Annotated in this window: 15 protein-coding genes; 5 read left to right on the forward strand and 10 right to left on the reverse strand. The window is 39.5% G+C overall.

The window, feature by feature from the left end; all coding sequences use genetic code 11:
- Window positions 1–108 precede the first annotated feature (108 nt).
- Complete coding sequence (locus A6E04_RS07245; protein ID WP_017020601.1) at window positions 109–744, forward strand: LysE family translocator; 636 nt, start codon at window positions 109–111, stop codon at window positions 742–744.
- A gap of 23 nt (window positions 745–767) precedes the next feature.
- Here A6E04_RS07245 and A6E04_RS07250 read toward each other — a convergent pair whose 3' ends face one another.
- From A6E04_RS07250 to A6E04_RS07265, 4 genes are all read right to left on the reverse strand, one after another.
- Window positions 768–1,073, reverse strand: coding sequence for a hypothetical protein (locus A6E04_RS07250; RefSeq protein ID WP_065610703.1), 306 nt, complete (start codon window positions 1,071–1,073; stop codon window positions 768–770).
- 389 nt (window positions 1,074–1,462) lie between these two features.
- Window positions 1,463–4,000, reverse strand: a complete 2,538-nt coding sequence (locus tag A6E04_RS07255; protein WP_139078773.1) for a GH92 family glycosyl hydrolase — start codon at window positions 3,998–4,000, stop codon at window positions 1,463–1,465.
- A gap of 57 nt (window positions 4,001–4,057) precedes the next feature.
- On the reverse strand, window positions 4,058–6,502 hold the full coding sequence (locus A6E04_RS07260) for a GH92 family glycosyl hydrolase (RefSeq protein ID WP_017020605.1): 2,445 nt from the start codon (window positions 6,500–6,502) through the stop codon (window positions 4,058–4,060).
- 517 nt (window positions 6,503–7,019) lie between these two features.
- On the reverse strand, window positions 7,020–8,723 hold the full coding sequence (locus tag A6E04_RS07265) for a phospho-sugar mutase (protein WP_065610704.1): 1,704 nt from the start codon (window positions 8,721–8,723) through the stop codon (window positions 7,020–7,022).
- A 250-nt stretch (window positions 8,724–8,973) separates the two neighbouring features.
- On the opposite strand from A6E04_RS07265, the gene A6E04_RS07270 reads away from it, so the two are divergent.
- Window positions 8,974–9,963 (forward strand): 2-hydroxyacid dehydrogenase, encoded by a 990-nt coding sequence (locus A6E04_RS07270; protein WP_065610705.1) that lies wholly within the window; start codon window positions 8,974–8,976, stop codon window positions 9,961–9,963.
- Window positions 9,964–10,055: 92 nt separating this feature from the next.
- On the opposite strand, the gene A6E04_RS07275 is transcribed toward A6E04_RS07270, so the two are convergent.
- From A6E04_RS07275 to topA, 4 genes are all read right to left on the reverse strand, one after another.
- Entirely contained in the window at window positions 10,056–10,529 is a 474-nt protein-coding gene (locus A6E04_RS07275; RefSeq protein ID WP_017020608.1) for a response regulator, read from the reverse strand.
- Window positions 10,516–11,856 (reverse strand): ATP-binding protein, encoded by a 1,341-nt coding sequence (locus A6E04_RS07280; protein ID WP_017020609.1) that lies wholly within the window; start codon window positions 11,854–11,856, stop codon window positions 10,516–10,518. Before A6E04_RS07280 ends, A6E04_RS07275 begins: the two co-directional genes overlap by 14 nt.
- 3 nt (window positions 11,857–11,859) lie before the next feature.
- Window positions 11,860–13,278: an SLC13 family permease gene (locus A6E04_RS07285; protein ID WP_065610707.1), complete on the reverse strand. Its 1,419-nt coding sequence runs from the start codon at window positions 13,276–13,278 to the stop codon at window positions 11,860–11,862.
- Between the two features lie 199 nt (window positions 13,279–13,477).
- On the reverse strand, window positions 13,478–16,117 hold the full coding sequence (topA, locus tag A6E04_RS07290) for a type I DNA topoisomerase (RefSeq protein ID WP_017020611.1): 2,640 nt from the start codon (window positions 16,115–16,117) through the stop codon (window positions 13,478–13,480).
- A gap of 401 nt (window positions 16,118–16,518) precedes the next feature.
- Here topA and A6E04_RS07295 point away from each other — a divergent pair, with 401 nt between their 5' ends.
- Complete coding sequence (locus tag A6E04_RS07295; RefSeq protein ID WP_012549906.1) at window positions 16,519–16,764, forward strand: YciN family protein; 246 nt, start codon at window positions 16,519–16,521, stop codon at window positions 16,762–16,764.
- A gap of 72 nt (window positions 16,765–16,836) precedes the next feature.
- On the opposite strand, the gene sohB is transcribed toward A6E04_RS07295, so the two are convergent.
- Window positions 16,837–17,898 carry a protease SohB gene (gene sohB, locus A6E04_RS07300; protein WP_012549905.1) on the reverse strand — a complete coding sequence of 354 codons (1,062 nt, stop codon included), beginning with the start codon at window positions 17,896–17,898 and terminating at the stop codon, window positions 16,837–16,839.
- Between the two features lie 166 nt (window positions 17,899–18,064).
- Between sohB and A6E04_RS07305 the strand changes: the two genes are divergently transcribed.
- Window positions 18,065–18,805: a YciK family oxidoreductase gene (locus A6E04_RS07305; protein WP_017020612.1), complete on the forward strand. Its 741-nt coding sequence runs from the start codon at window positions 18,065–18,067 to the stop codon at window positions 18,803–18,805.
- Window positions 18,806–18,908: 103 nt separating this feature from the next.
- Here the strand turns inward: A6E04_RS07305 and rluB are convergent, their stop codons facing one another.
- Window positions 18,909–19,973 carry a 23S rRNA pseudouridine(2605) synthase RluB gene (rluB, locus tag A6E04_RS07310; protein ID WP_012549903.1) on the reverse strand — a complete coding sequence of 355 codons (1,065 nt, stop codon included), beginning with the start codon at window positions 19,971–19,973 and terminating at the stop codon, window positions 18,909–18,911.
- Between the two features lie 333 nt (window positions 19,974–20,306).
- Here rluB and A6E04_RS07315 point away from each other — a divergent pair, with 333 nt between their 5' ends.
- The gene (locus tag A6E04_RS07315) at window positions 20,307–21,497 is read left to right on the forward strand and encodes an acyl-homoserine-lactone synthase (RefSeq protein ID WP_017020613.1); all 1,191 of its coding nucleotides are present in this window, start codon (window positions 20,307–20,309) and stop codon (window positions 21,495–21,497) included.
- The last annotated feature ends 105 nt before the right edge of the window (window positions 21,498–21,602 follow it).

Consider the following 21,602-nt stretch of genomic DNA (forward strand, 5'->3'; position numbering starts at 1 on the left):
TATTTTTTAATATATCGTATTATTATCATCCGTTAATTTTTTAGCCATGGAAATTATCACTTCACTACTATAAAATCCGCTCCTTAATTTATAATTCAAAATATAATAATGATTGATATATCTATTCTTCCAGTTTATTTGACTGCAGTAATTGCCCTTTTATTACTGCCGGGCCCAGACATGTTATTAATTGCAAGCTCAAGCATGAGCTATGGCCGTAAGGTTGGCTTATTTGCTAGCTTGGGGAATGCTACATCTGGCATCATCTTAACGCTGCTTGCCGCTTTAGGCGTTTCAGCCTTAATTGCAATGAGCCCGCTCGCATTGAAAGCCCTGCATCTATTAGGTGGCATATATTTATTAAAAATGGGTTGGGATTGCATTCGGGCTGAGGCTGATGAAGCACCAGAACTTGCTGATAGTTCAAAAATGGCGACCACTTTTTACCAACGAGCTTTAGTCAGTAATTTACTCAACCCTAAAGCATTGGTTTTCTTTGTGATGTTTTTACCACAGTTTGTTTCAACGAATATTGCCGCAACATCTGGTGAGCAAATGCTAGCACTTGGCTTATTACTGAATGTACTTGGCCTGCTATTCAATTTACTTTTGGTTGCTTTAGTCGGTAGCCTTGGTAAATCATTAATTAACAACATAAAGTTTAGAACGTATCAACACAAATTCATGGGAGGAATATTTATTATTCTCGCCTTATGGATGTTGAGCACGTTCTTCATCGCGTAATAATGAAAAAAGCCAGTAACTGATTACTGGCTTTTTTCATTTCGACTCTCTATTGCTGAGTTATTTAAAAAAGTAACCAACTCCTCTATCGATTCCATATTCAAGGATAAATTGGTGTTTAAACGGTTCCCTACCTCTATAAAGTTATATAAGAATCGATACACTTTTACCCACTGCATTAAATAACGATGACTTATTTTTCTTGTACTCTCATTTGAGATCCATGAATGAAAACCATCCCAAAATAATTGATTCCAATCAGGGTGTGTTGGAAATAAAGCAATCAAACCATCAACCTTATCTTCTTTCTTTTTTGTTAATGATCCCACCGCAATTGACCACGTCTTATCATTGTATTGATGATTAAAACGATGCCATGTTTCGCCCCACCAACTTAGTGGCTTACCTAAAACAACATCATGAATTTTTTCTGGTAGCTGAATGGGATCTGGCCATTCATAAATATGGGAATAGTATAAATTAGACAGCCCTTTTTTACCTCAGAACTCAGCGTCGTAATTGCTGCACCTCGAATAAAACTTTCATGCTCTAAAACACAGATATAAATTTACATAATTACCTTTTGAGTTGGTAAACTTTTAAGCTGATAATAAAAAACGGTAAGCTTATACCTACCGCTTTAGATGTAATAACTCATATATCTTGAAGCGAACGCCTCGACAACTTCATCACCGCCCAGAAACCTAGGAATGACTGTTTATGACTTCACTTGAGGTTTCATTGCTTCATTTTTATCCCCTGTCATGACAAAACTTAAATCACCACCCGCTTTAAATTCTTTATGCTCAAAGAATAAACCGCTTTCAAGTTGCTTTCCGTTAATCGTGACCGATTTGATATACATATTTTCATCCGCGTTATTCGCGGCTCTTACCGTAAAGAACCCATTTTTAACAGGAAGACGAATCTCATCAAATAATGGACGTCCAACAGTATAGATAGGTGCCGCGCCATTCACTTGGTAAAAACCCATTGCAGACATCACGTACCAAGCTGACATTGAGCCGACGTCTTCATTACCAACAATACCTTCAGGTGTCGCGTGATACATTTCATCAAGAATGTAATCAACGACTTCTTGTGTTTTCCAGGGCTCTGAAGTCCAATTATATAAGTAAGGAATATGGTGTGACGGCTCATTACCAAAAGCAACTTGACCAATTAACCCCGACATATCGGCCGTTTCTTGGCCTGAAGGTTTCGCTAAAAACGTGGCATCTAAGTTTGTTAGAAACGCTTTGTCCCCGCCCATTATCTCTTTTAATCCATCAATATCGTGAGGGGCAAACCACGTCCACTGCCATGCATTACCTTCGGTATAATTCCCCGTTTCATGCGCTGTTCCATACGGGTCAAAAGGGGTCATAAAATCACCCGTTGCCATTACTGGGCGCATAAATCCTGTCACACCTTCTGAAGCGTATTTGTCTGGATTGTTATCAAAATATCGTTTAAATAATGCGGCGCGATCTAAATAAAGAACGGCATTTTTCTCATCCCCCACCATCTCTGCAATCTGCGAGATACACCAATCATAGTAAGCATTCTCTAACCCATAAGATACGGATTCGATTGTGTAATCGGGGTCCACCGCATTACCTTCTGCATCTCTTTGAATAGCAGGAGCAAAGCCAAACGCGGGGTCTTCAATGTATTTAACGTGTGTGGTTAATGTTTTATCAAGAACTTGTTTATCCCACTCAGGAAACTCTTCAGGCTTATACGTTGACGAAGCGATAGCCGCATTCAGAGCTTGAACCTTCTCTTCTTGCGAGAATTCTTCTGGGTACTTAGTCATGGCATCAGCAATAACAGCAACCGCGGGATAACCTACCATTGTTCCAGTTTCGTCACCCATATGCTCCCATTTAGGTAGCAACCCACTTTCCATTTGCTTTTGAACTAAGTTCTTCGCGTATTGAACCGCTCGGGTCGGCTCTGTAATCGTTTTTAAAGGATGCAGCGCACGAAAGGTATCCCATAAAGAATAGACCGTAAAATTAGGCTTTTCGTCAGTGGCGGTTCCATAAGTAATTCGGTATTCCCCCTCCCCATTACGCATAGAACCAACCCCCATTCCTCGGAAGCTATTATCTACGTCTTGATATACGATTGGGGCAATTTTAGTGTGGTACAATGCCGTATAGAAAATCTCTTTTTCTTCTTCGGTTCCGCCTTTAATAAAGAAGTTTAACGCTTTGCTCCATTTTTTAACCGCATTACCTCGGGCAAGATCAAATGGCGTTAACTTACCTTCCGTATAAGCCTCTGCATCGTGATTTCCTTTCGCACCTTCAGCACTCACGCCAGAAATAGCCACTTGTGCGTTCAATTCTTGACTGTCACCAGATTCAAATTCTATATAGGCAGTTACATCGGCTTTTGTTCGCTTAATTGCAACACCTTCATCGTTGTAAATCAGCTCAGAACGGTGCTCCGCAATCAAACCATTTACTTTAACGCCACCAGCTAATAGATAAACGTCTTTAATTTTCTTATCGAAAGTGGCATGGAAAAATACTTTTTGATTCTTCGCCCAACCAGAAAAGTTCGCCGAATCTTTTTCGCCCGTAATCGTGTAGCCGTCGTTACTTATCTGCAATTGATTACGAAGAGAGGTTGAACCCCAATCAGAATTTAAGATAGAGTTTAAATCTATCTTAAGCTTTATGGCTTCGCCTTTAGGGTAAGTATAACGGTGAAAGCCAACTCGTTCAGACGCGGTAAGTTCTGCTTTAATCCCATTGTCGGCGATTTCTACAGAATAATAACCCGCTTCAGCGACCTCTGTTGTTTTATCTAACTTAACAAATTTTGCCTTACGATAATCATCGGATTCATCAATGTACTTTTGATTCTCTTCTGTGAATGGAAGGAATTGAATATCACCAAGCCCTCCCATTCCCGCACCGCTAATATGAGTGTGAGAAAAGCCGAATAATGTATCTTTATCATAATGGTACCCTGACGCAGAATGCCATCCGACTAATTCAGTATCTGGAGATAATTGCACCATGCCTTCTGGTACAACAGCACCGGCAAAAGTATGACCATTAAAGCCTGTGCCTATAAATGGATTAATGTAAGCGACGTTCCCTTCAAGCGCTGGAAATGGCAATGTGACTGGATTATCAGAATCATTGGCTTCAGAATAAACATTATTCACGGTTTCGTCACCGCATCCAATAAGACCGAAAACCACAGCGAATGTTAAGAAAGAGAGTTTAAATTTCATGTAAATCCTTATACTTAAAAAAGTCACTGGCGCTGCATAAACAGCACCAGTGTAGGGTTATTTTAGATTCGCTTTCATTGCTTCTTTTTTATCGCCAGTCATCACAAAATGCAAATTACCACCGGCTTTTATATCACTGTGTGCGAATGAAAAATCAGTCAGTGGTTGGCCGTTGATCGTGACCGATTTAACAAATTTATTATGCGGACTGTTGTTATCCGCGGTAACCGTGAACTCCCCTCCTTTGACTGCCAATACTGCTTTATCAAATAGTGGGCGTCCAATGCTGTAAGTTGGATCAACAGGAGTCACTTGATAGAACCCCATCGCTGACATGATGTACCACGAGGACATTTGGCCAACATCTTCATTACCGACAATTCCGGTTGGCGTTGCTGAATACATTTCACTCATGATACGGTCTAAGTACTCTTGTGTTTTCCAAGGCTCATCAGTCATGTTGTATAGATAAGGAATATGGTGTGATGGCTCGTTACCATGCATATATTGACCAACATACCCTGTTAGATCTGGCAGTTCTTCGCCCGTATTTGCAGAGCTTGCATTAAAAAGTTCATCAAGATCTTCACGGAACGCCTTCTCCGGTGAGGTCTCTTTCCCTTTTGTAATATCGGCTTGATAGATGGCTTCTTTTAGCCCTTCAAAGTCATGCATCGGCTGGAACTTCCATTGCCATGCGTTACCTTCAGTAAAGGCGAACTCGTCTACATAATAGGGATCAAATGGTTCGAATATGCACTTTTCAACCCCATTATCCAGTCCACAATTAGCAATTGGATGGTTAAACTCTGAGGCGGGTTTTTCTGGACGAGTACTTTCTGGATGGTTTTTTGGACGTAAAAATCCAGTTTCCTCATCCCAATGGTTTTTCCAGTTATCAGCACGAGCAATAAACTCGTCTTGAAGTGCAACATCACCACTCATACGAGCAATTTCAGACATTGCCCAGTCACCATAAGCAAACTCTAATGTGTAAGAAGCCGAGTTCCAATAACCATGATGTACAAACCCATTTTCTTCATACACTTTTACTTGCACTACGTTCGCGGCACCTAAGTTCTGATCTTCTGTCCAGCCTGCGTTAACGAACTGTGCTTTCTCTTGGTAACGAGCCGTAAATTCAGCGGCTTCTTTTGCTTTTTCAGGATCAACATTAAGGCCTTTCGCCATCGCATCAGCAATAATAGAAATCGCAGGAAAACCAATCATCGTGCCCGTATAGTGACCATGCAATTCCCACTTAGGAAGAATGCCACCATCTTCATATTTACGAATTAAATCATTCGCGTATTCTTCTGCTCGCTGTGGATTAATGATGGTCTGCAATGGGTGGAATGCACGGAACGTATCCCACATAGAATAAATAGAATAATTTGGCGTTTCCCCAGCGTCTTTAATTTCCTGAGTACGCATTGCGCGATATTTACCATCAGCATCTTGAAAAATCATTGGTGCAATTGATGCGTGGTAAAGCGAGGTATAAAAAATCTCACGTTGTTCTTCTGTGCCGCCTTCAACTTTTATTTTGCTTAATTCTTGGTTCCAAGCATTTAAAGACGTATTACGAACTTTAGCAAAATCCCAATGAGGAATTTCAGTGTCTAAGTTACCTTGCGCACCCTCAACACTAACCGGTGAAATAGCCACTTTCATTTCAACGGGTTTATTTGATTTCGCAAACTCTAAATAAGCAATGGTATGAATCGCTTCGATACTTACGTCATTTTTAAGCGCGATTTCAATTTCAACATCATCAACCAGAGCGGTTGCTTTAATGATTGGCTGACTAAATTTTGCATAAAAATAAATATGCTGATTATTAGCCCAACCATCAGAACTTCGTTTACCGCGGATCGTGTATTCATCCACAATTTCAATATCGCCAATGGTCGTTCTATTTCCCCACGATTTATTTAAGGTATGATCAAGATCCAACTTAATAAAAGGGGTGTTTCCATCTTTAAAAGTATAACGATGATAACCAACACGAGGTGATGTTGTTAACTCTGCTTTTATTTCACCATTATTAAGTTCAACAGAATAATAACCCGCTTGAGCCACTTCATTTTTCTTATTAAATGTATTAAACGTTGCACTCGATTTATCTATAAACGGAAGTACAAGAACATCACCTAAATCCGTAATACCCGTACCCGATAAATGCGTATGAGAAAAACCATACACTGGAATATCTATTAATTTACCATGGTCAAAATAACCCGCAGCTGACCCCCAACCATCCATTTCGGTATCAGGTGATAATTGAACCATACCTGAAGGATATACTGCACCAGGGAAAGTGTGACCATCCGCGCCAGTGCCAATAAAAGGATTTACATATTTAGCAACACCAGAAACCTGTGGAATAGTGACAGAAGGTACATGGGGATCAGCATTAGTAATGTGATTCACAGTTTCATCACCACAACCGGTGAGACCAAAAGCGATAGCAAATGCGAGAAAAGATCGTTTAAACTTCATATGAGTCCTTCATTACTTATAGTGAAATGACACTGACACGCTACTGTGTCGTTGTATTCTCTAGATATTTAGCAAATAGGAACGAATATGAAATACGCCTTTCTCTTAAAAAATGACCTTATTTCTACGACATTACCTGACATGCTTAATTATCACGTTGGTATTTATCTCAACAATAAAGAGCACTAAAAAACGCCGCTCGATACTATTAAAAAATGTTAATTAAATTCAACATGGATTTAATTAACACAGAGATATTAAGTATTAAACAACCATATAGTAAGTTGATATTTAGACCATTTACTGGATTTTTGAAGCATCAAAATCAATTTGTGATACGTTGCCAAACATTCAAGTGACAAGTCAAAAAATAAGATATATAAATCACACAAATAATATAACGGGCGTAATTATGCTTATATTAGGGGAATAAAATCCGTTATTTATCACATAAAAAATGGCCTCAAATATAATTTGAGGCCATTAATGATTTAAGAAATAGATACAGTAGATGTATTTATAGACTTTTTTGATGCTCTGCAATTAAATGAGACATGGCTGCATTCGCTTTTTCTTGAACGGCAAGATAATCATCCCCTTCTGAAAAAGCTTGTACGACTTCATAGTAACATTTCAGTTTAGGTTCAGTGCCTGATGGACGGACAATGATACGAGCCCCATTATCTAGATGATAAATAACAACATCACTGGCTGGTAAGTCAATAACGTCTGTTGTTCCATCAGCCATGAACCTTAATGACGCGTTAAGATCGTCAGTAACCACCACAGTAAAACCCGCAATTTCTTTCGGTGGATTAGCTCGAAGCTTGTCACCAATAGACGGCGAGTTTGGCGCCAATGCAATACTGCGTTGGGCATTAACATATACACCGTGCTGGCGGTAAATCGCTTCTAACTGATCCCAAACAGTTTTACCCTGAGTCGATAACTCGGCCGCCAATTGAGCAAAGGCAACCAGAGCAGACAAACCATCTTTATCCCATACTTTACTGCCTACGGTGTAGCCAAGAGCTTCTTCATAAGCAAATAAAAATTGCTTTTCTTCACTCTGTTTTTGCATGGCTACATTCGTCAACCATTTAAAACCAGTTAAGGTTTGAAAGTATTCCGCCCCCATCGATTCGGCAATTTTTTTCAACAATGTCGAAGACACTATCGTATTGCCTACAAGTTGTTTACTCGCGTCAGTGTGATTCAATAAATAATGGCCAAACAAAATACCAACTTGATCACCCGTTAGCATTTGATAAGTACCATCGGCTTTTCTGGCCGCTAATGCAAAGCGGTCGGCATCAGGATCATTTGCACAAGCCAACTCTGCATTTACAGACTGCGCTAATGCAATCACCATATCCATCGCCCCCTTTTCTTCTGGATTGGGGAAGTTTACCGTTGGGAATGTTCCGTCTGGTTCTCTTTGCTCTGGTACGCTGTACACATGGTTAAATCCAGCATCACGCAACAAGGTTTCTGCCATATCAGCACCCACACCATGCATCGCTGTATAAGCGATTGAAATCGCAGATGGGTTTGTATGATTAGATAACAGTGGATTGTTATTCATGGTATGACGATAACTTTGGTAGTAATCATCTTCTAGCCAGATCAGTAGCCCTTGTTCTTTCGCGTCATCTAATGACAAATATGGAATGGGTTTTACAGAAGCCGTATCAATGTCACTTGCGATACCAGAGTCATGTGGGGGAATAATTTGTGCGCCATTTTCCCAATACACTTTAAACCCATTATATTCTGGTGGATTATGACTCGCCGTAACCACCACGGCACCTGCGGCATTAAAATGCTTAATCCCGTACGCGACAATTGGCGTTGCAGCTACGTTACTGGTTAAATAAACGCGGACACCTAATGCTGTTAATACACTGGCAGTATCATAAGCAAATTGTTGTGAATCTGTACGTCCATCATAACCAATCACAACACCACGTTGTTTCGCGTCAGTAATGTGTTCAATTAAATAGTGGCCAAGACCCGCTGCCGTTTCTTGTATCACTAAGCGGTTCATTCTATTTGGCCCAGCACCTACCATGCCTCTCAGCCCTGCAGTACCAAACTGTAGACGAGATTGAAAACGATCAGTCAGTTCTTCTGTGTTGTTTTGATCAACTAGCTGTTGAAGTTCTTCACGAGTTTTAGGATCTGGATCTCTGGATAACCAGTCAGTAATTTTCTGCATCATAATAGGAACCCTATATTTAATTGTTCAGTGAGGATAAATGATATCTATTATCAATTACTAGAACGCAATCGCTAAACTCCCTATTTATTCATGTATTTTCACCCTAAATAGCCTAGACCTGTTCATATATCAACCAATTATAGTTCTGAGATGCATTTTCACCTTATCTATTCTCTTATATTTATTCTAAATAGTGGTAAAGTGTAGGTAGACACTATGAATATAACCCATTTATTTGTAAGGATATTATATGAAAATCGCGATGTTTAGCACTAAGTCTTATGACGAATCTTCATTTAATAGTATCAATGAAAAGTATCAGTTCGAATGTCAGTATTTCAACTTTCAACTAAACGAAAGTACAGCGCCTATTGCCGATGGCGCTGACGTTATTTGTGCGTTTGTAAATGATGACTTATCGGCTCCCGTATTAAAAAAGCTGGCTTCTCAAGGCACTAAATTAATTGCCATGCGTTGTGCAGGTTTTGATCGGGTTGACCTAGATGCAGCAAAAGCCCTTGGTTTACAAGTGGTTCGTGTCCCTGCTTATTCTCCAGAAGCCATTGCAGAACATGCTGTTGGACTGATGATGTGTTTGAATCGTCGTTTCCATAAAGCGTATCAACGCACGCGTGATGCTAACTTCTCTCTAGAAGGCTTAACTGGATTTAACTTCTTTGGTAAAACGGCGGGCGTCATTGGCTCTGGTAAAATTGGTTTAGCGACAATGCGAATTTTGAAAGGTCTTGGCATGAACATTTTGTGCTATGACCCTTACCCAAGCCAAGTAGCGATTGATTTAGGTATTACGTACACATCATTAGACGATATTTTTGCTCAATCAGATGTGATTACTCTGCATTGTCCTTTGACTGCAGATAACACGCATCTTTTAGATACCGATTCTTTCGCTAAAATGAAAGATGGTGTCATGATCATTAATACCAGTCGAGGTGGGTTACTGAATTCAGCAAGCGCAATTGAAGCACTTAAAAGCGGTAAGATTGGCGCTCTTGGTTTAGATGTTTATGACCAAGAAAAAGAGCTGTTTTTCCAAGATAAATCGAATGACATTATTACGGATGACGTTTTCCGTCGTTTATCAGCATGCCATAACGTGTTGTTTACAGGACACCAAGCTTTCTTAACTGACGAAGCACTCGATAACATTGCATCAACGACATTGGGGAATATCAACGATTTCCATCACAATGAAAAATCAGGTAATGAATTGATTTAAAGAAATTACCTTCCTGTTCTGAACGATAAATTGACTCGCTTGCAGGTAACGATAATGCAAGCGAGTTTTTTATATCTCACATTAAAATACGATTAACGTAAACGAGCAAGTACCACTTGTTGATCTAAATGCTCTTGATAATCGGTATATTCCAAGCCTTTATCAAAAATATACTCCGTAATTAAACGTCGAGATAACGCTAATAACTCACTCGCATTCCACGGTTTCTCAATGTAACTTTCAATACGTGCTCGGTTAATTGCCGTAATAGTATCTTGATGTGTCGCCTGCCCGGTTAACAACACTTTCTTTGTTCTTAAAAAACGATAGTCTTGAGAAATTTCAGTTAACAGCTCAACGCCACTTTTCCCCGGCATAACATGATCAGATAACACAAGAGCAATATGCCCGCCTTCGTTATCCAACTCTTCCATTAAATCCAACGCCTCAGATGCTGATTCACAATCTTCAATGTTAATCCATGACTTCAATGGCGCTAAATCTTGCAGAACCGCACTCAACACTTCACGTTGATCGTCTACGCAAATCAGATTAATTTTTTCCATGACCGTCCTCGACTGGCAATTTAATTCTAAAAATGGTTTTCTCTTGATTGCTTTTTACTGCAATAGATCCACCGTATCCACTGATAATTCGTTTTACGATGGAGAGCCCCAACCCCAATCCAAAAGAGAGTCCGCCTTTTTTGGTTGTAAAGTTAGGCTGAAAAATTTTCCGTCTTGTCGCTTCATCTATTTCAGGACCATTATTCGCAATAGTCACCAGCACAAAACGGTTTGAAACACGGGTTGATATTTCAATAACAGGTTCGTCAATATCAACCATCGCATCACTGGCATTTTTAATTACATTAGCCCAAATTTGAACAAGCTCGGTAGCTGATGCTCTAATCATAGGTAATGCGGCGGGACTAAGATGTACTGACACTCGACGTAAATCACTTTGTAATAGCACGAGCGCTTTATTAATGCTGTCATTTACATCCAGTAGTTCATCGGTATCGATGTCTGTTCTACCAAGTTGTTTAACTGAACGAACAATACCAACAGAGTGTCTTGCCGCTAATCTCATGTCATGCAAATCACGGCCAATATTCCAATAACGAATGGCTTGCTCTGGGCTATTTAACCAATAATGAGATAACTCACCACTAGGCACCGCTCTTGCTAATTCACGTGCGGTGTCTCTATCAAAACCATAGTGACTTTCTAACTCTCGCCCTCTGATACGTACTTCAGAGGAGCTGATATTTTGTCCGTGTAATAAACCCTGATCAACAAACTGACTGGCTTCTGGGTGTATCTCTTCTAACAGCTCTAAAATAATATTTTGTAGCCGATCTGTTTTACTGCTTAATACACCAACCGCATTATTTAATTCATGCGCAATGCCTGCTGCCAATTGACCTAACGTTGTCATTTGCTCTGCGGTGTATAACTTTTGTAATGCGTTTTCTTTTTCAATCGCTTCTTTTGTCGCCCTTCGCTGCCTGCGAGATAGCTCATTAACGATAACAGGAGTAAATTGTGCACTTAATGGACCATAGCGATCAAAATCAATAGCAACGGTATTGGTATCTATCCAACTTAACTCGCTGTCGGTTTTACTTATCACGGTTGAAGATGCAATGAACGTTTCAGAAAATAAACTGTGTACGCCAATAAACGCCCCCTCTGATGCACTGAACACCTTAACGGAATGCGTCGCCTCTTCTTCCAGATAAAACCCCTCAAGCTCACCTGAACAAACATAATAGAGACGCTCATTATTCTCCCCCTGAACCAGTATCGTCTCCCCTGCTGGAATCATGATTCTACGTTCAGGTTGATTAAAATAAACATCAATAATACGCTGTAATTTCGCTTGATTCATAAGTTAACCAATGTGTCCGACTGTATGTAAAACCCACACCATAACAAAACTCAATAACACACCAACAATACCCAATATAACGCCCGTTTTTGCCATTTGGCTGCTTTCGACATTACCTGTTGCGTGCGCTAATGCATTCGGTGGCGTACTAATTGGTAACGACATACCTAACGACGCAGCAAACGTCACAATTAAGATTAAAGTAAGCTCCCCACCCAATGGCGTTAATGACGTCATAGACGTGCCTAGCGCCGCCATAATCGGCATTAATAAATTTGCTGTCGCAGTATGAGACATAAAGTTAGCCATAATTAAACACAGGAAGGCGGCACCAAATAAAACAACATAAGGTGAGTACGCATCAAATGGAATACTATGAACCACTAACTTCGCTAAACCGGTCTTATCCAAAGCCAAACCAAGTGCAATACCCCCTGATACTAACCATAGAACATCCCATGAAATTTTCTTAAGATCTTCTTTATTAATGATCCCTGTTATTGAGAATATCGCCACAGGTATTAAAGCAACCGTATAAGAGTTCATGCCATGACTTGATCCCATTAACCATAATAAGATCGTTCCAGCAAACGTAATGTAAACCATGATCGCTTTCGGTGTTTTTAAGAACTTACCTTTAATGTCTAAATTCATTACCGTCTGCTTTGCAGGGTATAAGTAGGTAATTAAAAACCATGCTAATGCCATCATGACGATAACAAATGGCACACCAAAGACCATCCACTCACCAAAGGTAATTAAATTATCTCCAACTAAGTATTTCAACGCTATCGCATTAGGTGGTGTTCCGATAGGAGTACCAATACCACCAATATTCGCCGCAATTGGAATACACAATGCAAAAGCAATACGACCTGGATCTTTAGGTCCAAATACGGCAATTACAGGCGTTAAGATAGATAACATCATTGCGGTAGTTGCGGTGTTAGACATGAACATTGAGAAAATGCCCGTAATCAACATCAAACCAAGCATGACAAATTTTGGATCTTTTCCAAATGGCTTCAACAATACTCTGGCTAAGTTAACATCTAAACGGTATTTCGTAGCGGCCATTGCCAGAAAGAATCCACCTAAAAACAACATGATAATTGGGCTAGCAAACGTGGCCATGATGTCGGTGTAATTAAGAAGCTCGCCAAATTGCGGCGCATCTTGATTCAATTTAAATATGAAAAGGCCTTTATCCGATACCATTAGCAGTTCTAAAACAATGATAACAACGGAAGTGGCGTAAATAGGGATTGGTTCAAATACCCAACATAATGCAGCGAGTAAGAAAATAGCGATCACCCGTTGCTGAATAACTGTCATGCCTTCAAAAGGAAAAGCAGACAATGGCATCAAAAGGATGATAAGAGGGATAATTGTTGGGATTAAATACTTCATGTATTGACGCATAACGCTACCGACTTCCATAGAACAATAAATGGTGATGGCTATTATTATCTACTTGAGCGCGCGTTCGGTATGACGTGTTAGATCAATCATTATTTCGAAATAAGAATAAATATGAAATTTTGTGACAGTGGTATCATAAAAAAAGAGCCGCATATCTGCAGCTCTCATTTATCTATTTCTGATTATAATGTCTTAATTATTAAGACTCTTTCTCAGCTTTTGGCTTTTTACGCTTATCGGTAACAGCCCATTTCCCATCAAGATACAACCCCGTCCAACCTGATGGCTTACCATCAGTTTCAGTACGAACGTAATTTTCTTTAGTCTTACGGCTAAAACGAATTACGGCTGGTTTACCGTCTGGATCGTGCGTTGGCGCTTCCGTTAAGTATAAGAACTTAGGTGATAGGCGATCTTTAAAGCGAACTAACTCTTCCACTAATGGCGCACGTGTTTCACGCGATTTAGGGAAGGTACTTGCCGCTAAGAATAACCCAGACGCACCATCACGCAATACAAAGTACGCGTCAGATTTTTCACATTCCAATTCAGGAAGGTGTACTGGATCTTCTTTTGGTGGCGCAACATCGCCATTTCTTAGGATCTTACGTGTGTTTTTACACGTCTCACTCGTACAATCCATGTATTTACCAAAGCGACCGTTCTTAAGTTCCATATCAGAACCACATTTGTCACATTCAACAATGGGTCCATCATAGCCTTTAAGTTGGAATTCACCTTTCTCAACAATATAACCATCACAGTTCGGGTTATTACCACAAACGTGCAGTTTACGATCTTGATCGATTAGGTAAGGGTCCATTGCTGTTTCACACTTAGGACAACGTTTTTTGGCACGTAATGCGGCCGTTTCTACGTCTTCTTCAAGAACATTTATAATGCCCTCTTCATTACCTAAGTTAATCGTTTTCTTACAGCGCTCTTTTGGCGGTAATGCGTAACCTGAACAACCAAGGAATACCCCAGTTGATGCAGTACGAATACCCATATTACGGTCACACGTCGGACACTTAATATCAGTTTCTACGATATTATTTGGTGACATGCCGCCTTCTGATTCATCAAGCTCAGCTTTTGCTATATCGTCAGTGAAGTCTTGGAAGAACGCATTTAGCACTTCTTTCCAATCTTTGCTGCCTTCAGCAATCTTATCCAAATTGCCTTCCATGCGAGCAGTAAAATCGTAATCCATTAAATCATCAAACGATTGATTTAGACGGTCAGTAACAATTTCGCCCATTTTTTCTGCATAGAAACGACGGCTTTCAACACGAACGTAGCCACGGTCTTGAATCGTTGAGATGATTGATGCATAAGTCGATGGACGACCAATGCCTTTTTTCTCAAGTTCTTTAACCAATGCTGCTTCAGTGAAACGCGCTGGTGGCTTAGTAAAGTGTTGTTTTGGATCAAGCTGTTCTAGTTTTAGCTTATCGCCAAGTTGAACGGCAGGAAGCAATTGATCTTCATTTTTACCCATTGGACGTTGCACACGAGTCCAACCATCAAACTTAAGGATACGACCTTTCGCTTTTAAGGTGAATTCATCGGCTTTTACGCTCAATGTGGTTGAATCATATTGTGCTGGCGTCATTTGACATGACACAAATTGATTCCAAATTAAATTGTAAAGTTTATGAGCGTCCGCTTCCATACCTTGCAGGTCGTCAACTTTCACATCCACACTAGAAGGACGAATCGCTTCGTGAGCTTCTTGTGCGCCTTCTTTGCTTCCATAAATAATTGGAGCAGCCGGTAAATAGCTCTCGCCATACTCAGAACCAATAAACTCACGTAACGTCTCTACAGCTTCTTTACTCAAGTTAGTTGAGTCAGTACGCATATAAGTGATGTAACCGCCCTCATAGAGGCGCTGAGCTAGCATCATGGTCTTTTTAACACCGTAACCTAAGCGTGTACTTGCTGCTTGTTGTAGTGTCGACGTGATATAAGGTGCCGATGGCTTACTTTTCGTTGGGCGATCTTCACGTTTACAAACTTCGTATTCCGCTTTTTCAAGAATACTTACCGCTGATTCTGTATCCGCTTGATTCAGTGGTTTAAATACCGAACCATTACGCTGTGCAACTTGCAGACGGAAATTTTCTTTTCCAGACGTCAGTGTATCAGCATGAATATCCCAGAACTCTTCAGGAATAAAGGCATTGATTTCACGCTCACGCTCAACCAAAACTTTCACGGCAACGGATTGAACACGACCAGCAGACAAACCACGTGCCACTTTTTTCCACAATAGCGGAGAAGCCATGAAGCCTACAACACGGTCTAAGAAACGACGTGCTTGCTGTGCATTAACCCCCGGCATACTTAATTCGCCCGGAGTTTCAAATGCTTGTTGAATCGCATTTTTTGTAATTTCGTTAAAAACGACTCGTTTATAGCGTGAATCATCACCACCGATGATCTCGCGAAGGTGCCACGCAATAGCTTCCCCTTCACGGTCTAAATCGGTTGCGAGATAGATAGTGTCTGCGTTTTCAGCCAGTTTTTGTAATTCTGCTACGACTTTTTCTTTGCCAGGAAGAATTTGATAATTCGCCGCCCAATCATTATATGGGTCGATTCCCATTTTATTGATCAGGTTCTTCTTGTCTCTTTCTTTTTTAATGCGTGCTTTATCTTCAACACTCATACCTTTGGTTGACGCTGCCGCCGTTTTCTTTCCGGTGCTTGTCGAACCCATAGGCAAATCACGAACGTGACCTACACTGGATTTTACGATGAAGTCTTTGCCAAGGTATTTGTTAATAGTTTTAGCTTTGGCTGGTGACTCCACGATAACTAGAGATTTACCCATAATGTCTCACTAACGCCCTCGTGCTGAAATACAAAACTGTCGAAAATAATATTATCCACAGCTATAAATTGAGATTTTATCTATATATTACTATTGAGGGTGTATGCCATCACGTCAACCACTTTTTTTACAATTGATGTTAACCGCTCGCACTTTGGACAGTTGTTAAAGGAATGTAATGGCCGATTACTTTGCTCAATATATACAATCATAACGCTGCGCACCTATTAGCATTTACTGACAAATAGCTCAAAAATATTGGTCCAATACCTTGCGGTTGCTCACAATAAAGTTCGATTTTCTCGCTCTTTTTAATTTTATTTACGATGATGTACATCAATTGTGATTTCGGTAAATTCAGCTTAAAATCCCTCTTTTATATCATTAACAATGAGTGACTTATGAGCGTGAAAAAATCCATTTCTGAGGCTGATTTACTGTTAATCGCCAATCAAATCATTCAAGATCACGAAAATTACCTCGAAGGTATGCGTGCAACTGGCGTTGAAGAAAAAGAAGAAGTACTCGTATTTAAAGGCGAGTATTTTTTATCAGACCAAGGCTTACCAACAGAAAAAACCACCGCTGTTTTTAATATGTTTAAATATTTAGCTCACCAATTATCAAAAGAATTTACCATTAAATAATGTCGATAAATTTGGCAATAAAAAAGGCTGAATCATTCAGCCTTTTTTCGTTAATTACTACAACTTAAAAATTTAAACAATCGGTCGTTGACCAATATTGATCATACGCATGAAGACATTTTCTGCTGACTGCCCTGCGATGCCCGCAATTTTTGCACCCAACTTTTTCTTCTGCACATAATGAATCGCTAATACTTCACGATCTTTACATGCTTGAGTTACATAATCATCAGAGGTTTGTATCGCATCAATGAGACCTAACTCTAGCGCTTGCTTTCCAAACCAATGCTCACCAGTCGCCACTTTTTCAAGATCAAGATCGGCACGATGTTCATGAATGAAGTCTTTAAATAACACGTGTGTTTCTTCCAATTCCAATTGAAACTTCTCACGTGCTTTATCGCTATTTTCACCAAACATGGTTAACGTACGTTTGTATTCACCTGCGGTCAGTTGTTCGAATTCAATATCATTTCTTTTCAACAACTTACTAAAGTTAGGCAATTGCGCCACAACCCCAATAGAACCTACAATCGCGAACGGTGCAGCAATGATTTTCTCACCGATACACGCCATCATATAACCGCCTGAAGCGGCAACTTTATCCACTGAAATAGTCAGCGTAATATTCGCATCACGTAGACGATCTAATTGTGATGAAGCAAGGCCATAACCATGAACCATCCCCCCACCACTTTCAAGACGAAGAAGCACTTCATCCCCTTCTACGGCAATCGCTAAAATTGCTGACACTTCTTCACGAAGGCCCGCAACTTCTTTTGCATCGATGCTGCCTTTAAAATCTAAAACAAATAAACGAGCATCACGCTTAAGCTCTAATGTTCCCGCTTTAGCGGCTTGTTTTATTTCTTTCTGTTTTGCTTTCTCGGCTTCTTTATCCGCTTTTTTTTCTGCTTTATCACGCGCTTTTAATTCTGCGTCATCAAACAAATGATATTCTAAATCAGCCACTGTCTCTTTATATTGCTCAGTCAGATTAGTGACTTCTAGTTCACCTTTTGCGCCAGTCGATTTTCCACTAACGGCTTTAGCTGCCACCAAAATGGCAATAATAGAAACAACCACTGTTGCTATCTTTGCTAAAAAGAGACCGTAATCAAACAAAAATTCCAATGTAATACCCTCTTAACTATGTTTCGTGTATTGTACCTAACTTAACCCTAAGTTAATTCATCTTATTGATAATAAATCGCACTAAACGCGCATTTTATATCAATTTATTGCGATGCTTACGTAATAAAGATCATCAAGATGAACGTTCAGATACAAGGATGACAAAGTGAACTATCACGTTTCAGCTAATGCACTAAAAAATAAAACAATTCTCGTTACTGGTGCTGGAGATGGTATTGGTAAACAAGCTGCATTAAGTTACGCAAAACACGGCGCTACGGTTATTTTATTAGGCAGAACTGTCGCTAAATTAGAAGCCGTTTATGATGAAATTGAAACCGCTGGCTACCCTACCCCCGCCATTATTCCTCTGGATCTAAAAGGCGCAACAAAACAGCATTATATTGATATGGCAGAGACCATTCAAAGTCAATTTGGCAAACTTGATGGACTGCTTCATAACGCTGGTCTATTAGGTATTCTTAGTCCTTTCGAACAATTTGAAGAATCTATTTTTGATGAAGTAATGCAGATTAATGTAAAAGCGCAATTCTTAATGACTCAAGCTTTACTGCCTGTCTTACAAAAATCCGACGACTCTCGCATTATTTTCACGACGTCAACGGTCGGACATCAAGGACGTGCTTTTTGGGGGGCTTACGCTATCTCTAAATTTGCGACGGAAGGAATGATGCAGACACTAGCGCATGAAATGGAAGGCACTCACGTAAAAGTGAACGCTATAAATCCAGGTGGTACTCACACCCGTATGCGTGCTCAGGCTTTTCCTGCTGAAGACATTAGCTTACTTAAAACACCAGAGGACTTAATGCCTTTGTACGTTTACTTAATGGCTCCTGAGAGTATCACGGTTAATGGTCAGTGCATTGATGCACAACCAAAATAATCAGTTGGTGTGATGTACTAACAATAATAGATTACACCAGACAGTAAAAAGGGTTGAAACCATGTGGCTTCAACCCTTTTTTAATTCATCGAGAAAGCGTTAATTAACGCTGTCTTGGTGCTGACTTTGGTGCTTTACCATTTGGTGAAAACTTAGTTCTGATCGGTTTTGCACCATTAGCTGAAGGTTTGCCCTTTGGCTTACCTTTACCGGCAGGTTTTGCACTTTCAATGCTTGTAGGTTTCTTCGCTGTTGGCAATGAACCACCGACTGGCTTTTTGTTATTACGGCCACGACGACCACCAGCGGTATTACGATCTTCCGTTGTACGCTCATCATGACGCTTAACTGCACGGCGGATCTTTTGAGATTTAGATTTAGCACGCTTACGTGATTCTTTATCTACATCTAATAAACTTTCTTTTTCGTGTGGTAATTCAACCATATCACGCAAGTAGTTTACTTCTTTAAGCTCAAGTTCCATCCAACCGCCACGTGGTAATGCTTTCTCTAAGAAAATATCACCGTAACGTACACGTTTTAGACGGCTTACTGTTACGCCTTGTGAATCCCATAAACGACGAACTTCACGGTTACGACCTTCATTAATCACAACATAGAAAGTGTGGTTCATGCCTTCGCCACCAGCGTACATTACATCTTCAAAACGAGCTTCACCATCTTCTAGTTTTACACCAGTAACTAGGTTTTTAACCATTTTGTCGTTAATGTCACCGAATATACGACACATATATTCACGTTCAACTTTGCGGCTTGGGTGCATTAGACGGTTTGCAAGTTCACCATCTGTTGTAAACAACAATAAACCCGCAGTGTTGGCATCCAGACGACCAACAGATACCCAACGAGAATCTTTAATTTTTGGTAAACGGTCAAAAACAGTACGACGACCTTCTGGATCATGACGTGTACATAATTCGCCTTCAGGCTTGTGGTAAGCAAGCACTCGACAGATCACATCAGTAGATTCTTTTACTGATACTACATGGCCATCGATGCGGATTCTTGCATCAACGTTTTCTAGGCGATCGCCTAATTTTGCTTTCTGACCATCAATACTAACTCGACCAGCTTGAATCATCGTTTCTAACTCACGACGAGAACCAAGACCAGCTCGTGCTAATACTTTCTGTAATTTTTCGCTCATTTTTTACCTTATGTCGCCTTCACAGGCGTCAATTATTTTCTTGTTAATCAAGGGCCTAAGTGAAAATCACTCTATCCCTCAATCACTATAAAATTCTATGGAAGCCGATTATACAATAAGGAGACACTAATCGGTAAGTATTTAAGAAAAAATAAATATTAATTTCTATTTAAAAGCGAGCAACGACCACGTAAACCCTTTGACTTATTTCGCTATACTGAAATCACTGAGATTCTCTTATTTCTCAGTGTTTTTAATAACTTATCTATCATTAAGGATTTACTATGAATAACTTAAAACACTTATTATCAACTTTCGATTCTCTAACTGAAAGTGAAGGAATCGAAAAAAAACCTGCAACATGAGTTTATAAAAGAACTTCATGAATATTGCCACCGAACTCAAAATTACAATCTGCTACAACATTTAATTTCAACAAGAGAAGCAACTATTTTATCTCGCCTTCATCATACTGATATTGGCAACTTGGGTCATAATTTCAATACACTACAAGCAACAGAAATTATAGGAAAACAACCTTGTGCCTCTCTTCCTGAGAGTTATTTTATTATCGAACAATTAGCAATGAAGATTTTTGGTTGCCTACTTATCTGCAGAACTGAATATGAAATATTCAAAATAATTCATCATTCAACTCACTCTTTACACAAAAAATCAGTGTCCACAAATCAATCAAGTCATAAAAATACAATAAATGAGAATTACCATTACGAGTTGGTTTCTGATATTGCGCTAGAACAGCGTTATTTCCAAACTGAATACAGTGACGCCCCACTTCTTCTTTCGGATGCCATTGTTCTCATTAACATTGTAACGTTCATTAAAGAACACAAGTGGTACGAAATGCTCAATCACTTAGCACTTTCATCGCAAGGAGAACATTTTATTTTGTACCAATATGAGGATCATACACATGCTCCAATGCTTATCTCTTCAGCATTGATCGAGTCTTACAAAAAAAAAGACGACTGGTTATTTTTTGATGACTTTTTCCAAAGTAATAAATGGGTAAGTGAAAACTCGTTCAATACAATATCGAGCTACTTTCCAAAACTTGACTCCCTATTAACGTCAACTCAAAAGCACTTATCTTTAGTCTCCGTTTCTGAACTAGAGAATGCTATGTTTCATTCAATAGAAGACAAAACAAGTATTTGTGGTGTAATTCGTTTCACTATTAGTGGTCAAACATCAAAAATTAACTATCATATGTACTTAGCACAAAAAGGGTTAGCTAATGCACTATACGATACAGGACGTGATATGATTTTCTCCATCATAGAGCAACCTGCAATGGTACTTTTTTATCAGGCAATGAATTCTGTCAACAATTCTAAGCCCCCTTTTTTATTTACAAGTTCTCAAGATATTAATCATACAGGCTTAGTCACTTATAAAGGCATTTGCTTAACAAATAATGCAAGTCATGCTTTTGATCAATGTAATTTCAAATCCTACAATGTTAATATCATTAGAAAAAGAAAGGAATTAAACAAAAGATGAGTGTTTTATAAATGCTAATTGGCTTCCCAAAAGATAAATTACTGTTATTTATCGCTGTATTCATTTTATTATGGGTAGCCTTTTTCATCCGTTCTTTATTCAAAG

The organism is Aliivibrio logei (genome assembly GCF_001691055.1).
In the GTDB taxonomy this organism is placed as follows: domain Bacteria; phylum Pseudomonadota; class Gammaproteobacteria; order Enterobacterales; family Vibrionaceae; genus Aliivibrio; species Aliivibrio salmonicida.

Coding starts and splice junctions, on each gene's coding strand:
- A6E04_RS07260 (WP_017020605.1), bottom strand. CDS start 6,502: ATGAAGTTTAAACGATCTTTTCTCGCATTTGCTATCGCTTTTGGTCTC.
- A6E04_RS07265 (WP_065610704.1), bottom strand. CDS start 8,723: ATGATGCAGAAAATTACTGACTGGTTATCCAGAGATCCAGATCCTAAA.
- A6E04_RS07280 (WP_017020609.1), bottom strand. CDS start 11,856: ATGAATCAAGCGAAATTACAGCGTATTATTGATGTTTATTTTAATCAA.
- A6E04_RS07275 (WP_017020608.1), bottom strand. CDS start 10,529: ATGGAAAAAATTAATCTGATTTGCGTAGACGATCAACGTGAAGTGTTG.
- topA (WP_017020611.1), bottom strand. CDS start 16,117: ATGGGTAAATCTCTAGTTATCGTGGAGTCACCAGCCAAAGCTAAAACT.
- A6E04_RS07245 (WP_017020601.1), top strand. CDS start 109: ATGATTGATATATCTATTCTTCCAGTTTATTTGACTGCAGTAATTGCC.
- A6E04_RS07285 (WP_065610707.1), bottom strand. CDS start 13,278: ATGCGTCAATACATGAAGTATTTAATCCCAACAATTATCCCTCTTATC.
- A6E04_RS07295 (WP_012549906.1), top strand. CDS start 16,519: ATGAGCGTGAAAAAATCCATTTCTGAGGCTGATTTACTGTTAATCGCC.
- rluB (WP_012549903.1), bottom strand. CDS start 19,973: ATGAGCGAAAAATTACAGAAAGTATTAGCACGAGCTGGTCTTGGTTCT.
- A6E04_RS07270 (WP_065610705.1), top strand. CDS start 8,974: ATGAAAATCGCGATGTTTAGCACTAAGTCTTATGACGAATCTTCATTT.
- A6E04_RS07255 (WP_139078773.1), bottom strand. CDS start 4,000: ATGAAATTTAAACTCTCTTTCTTAACATTCGCTGTGGTTTTCGGTCTT.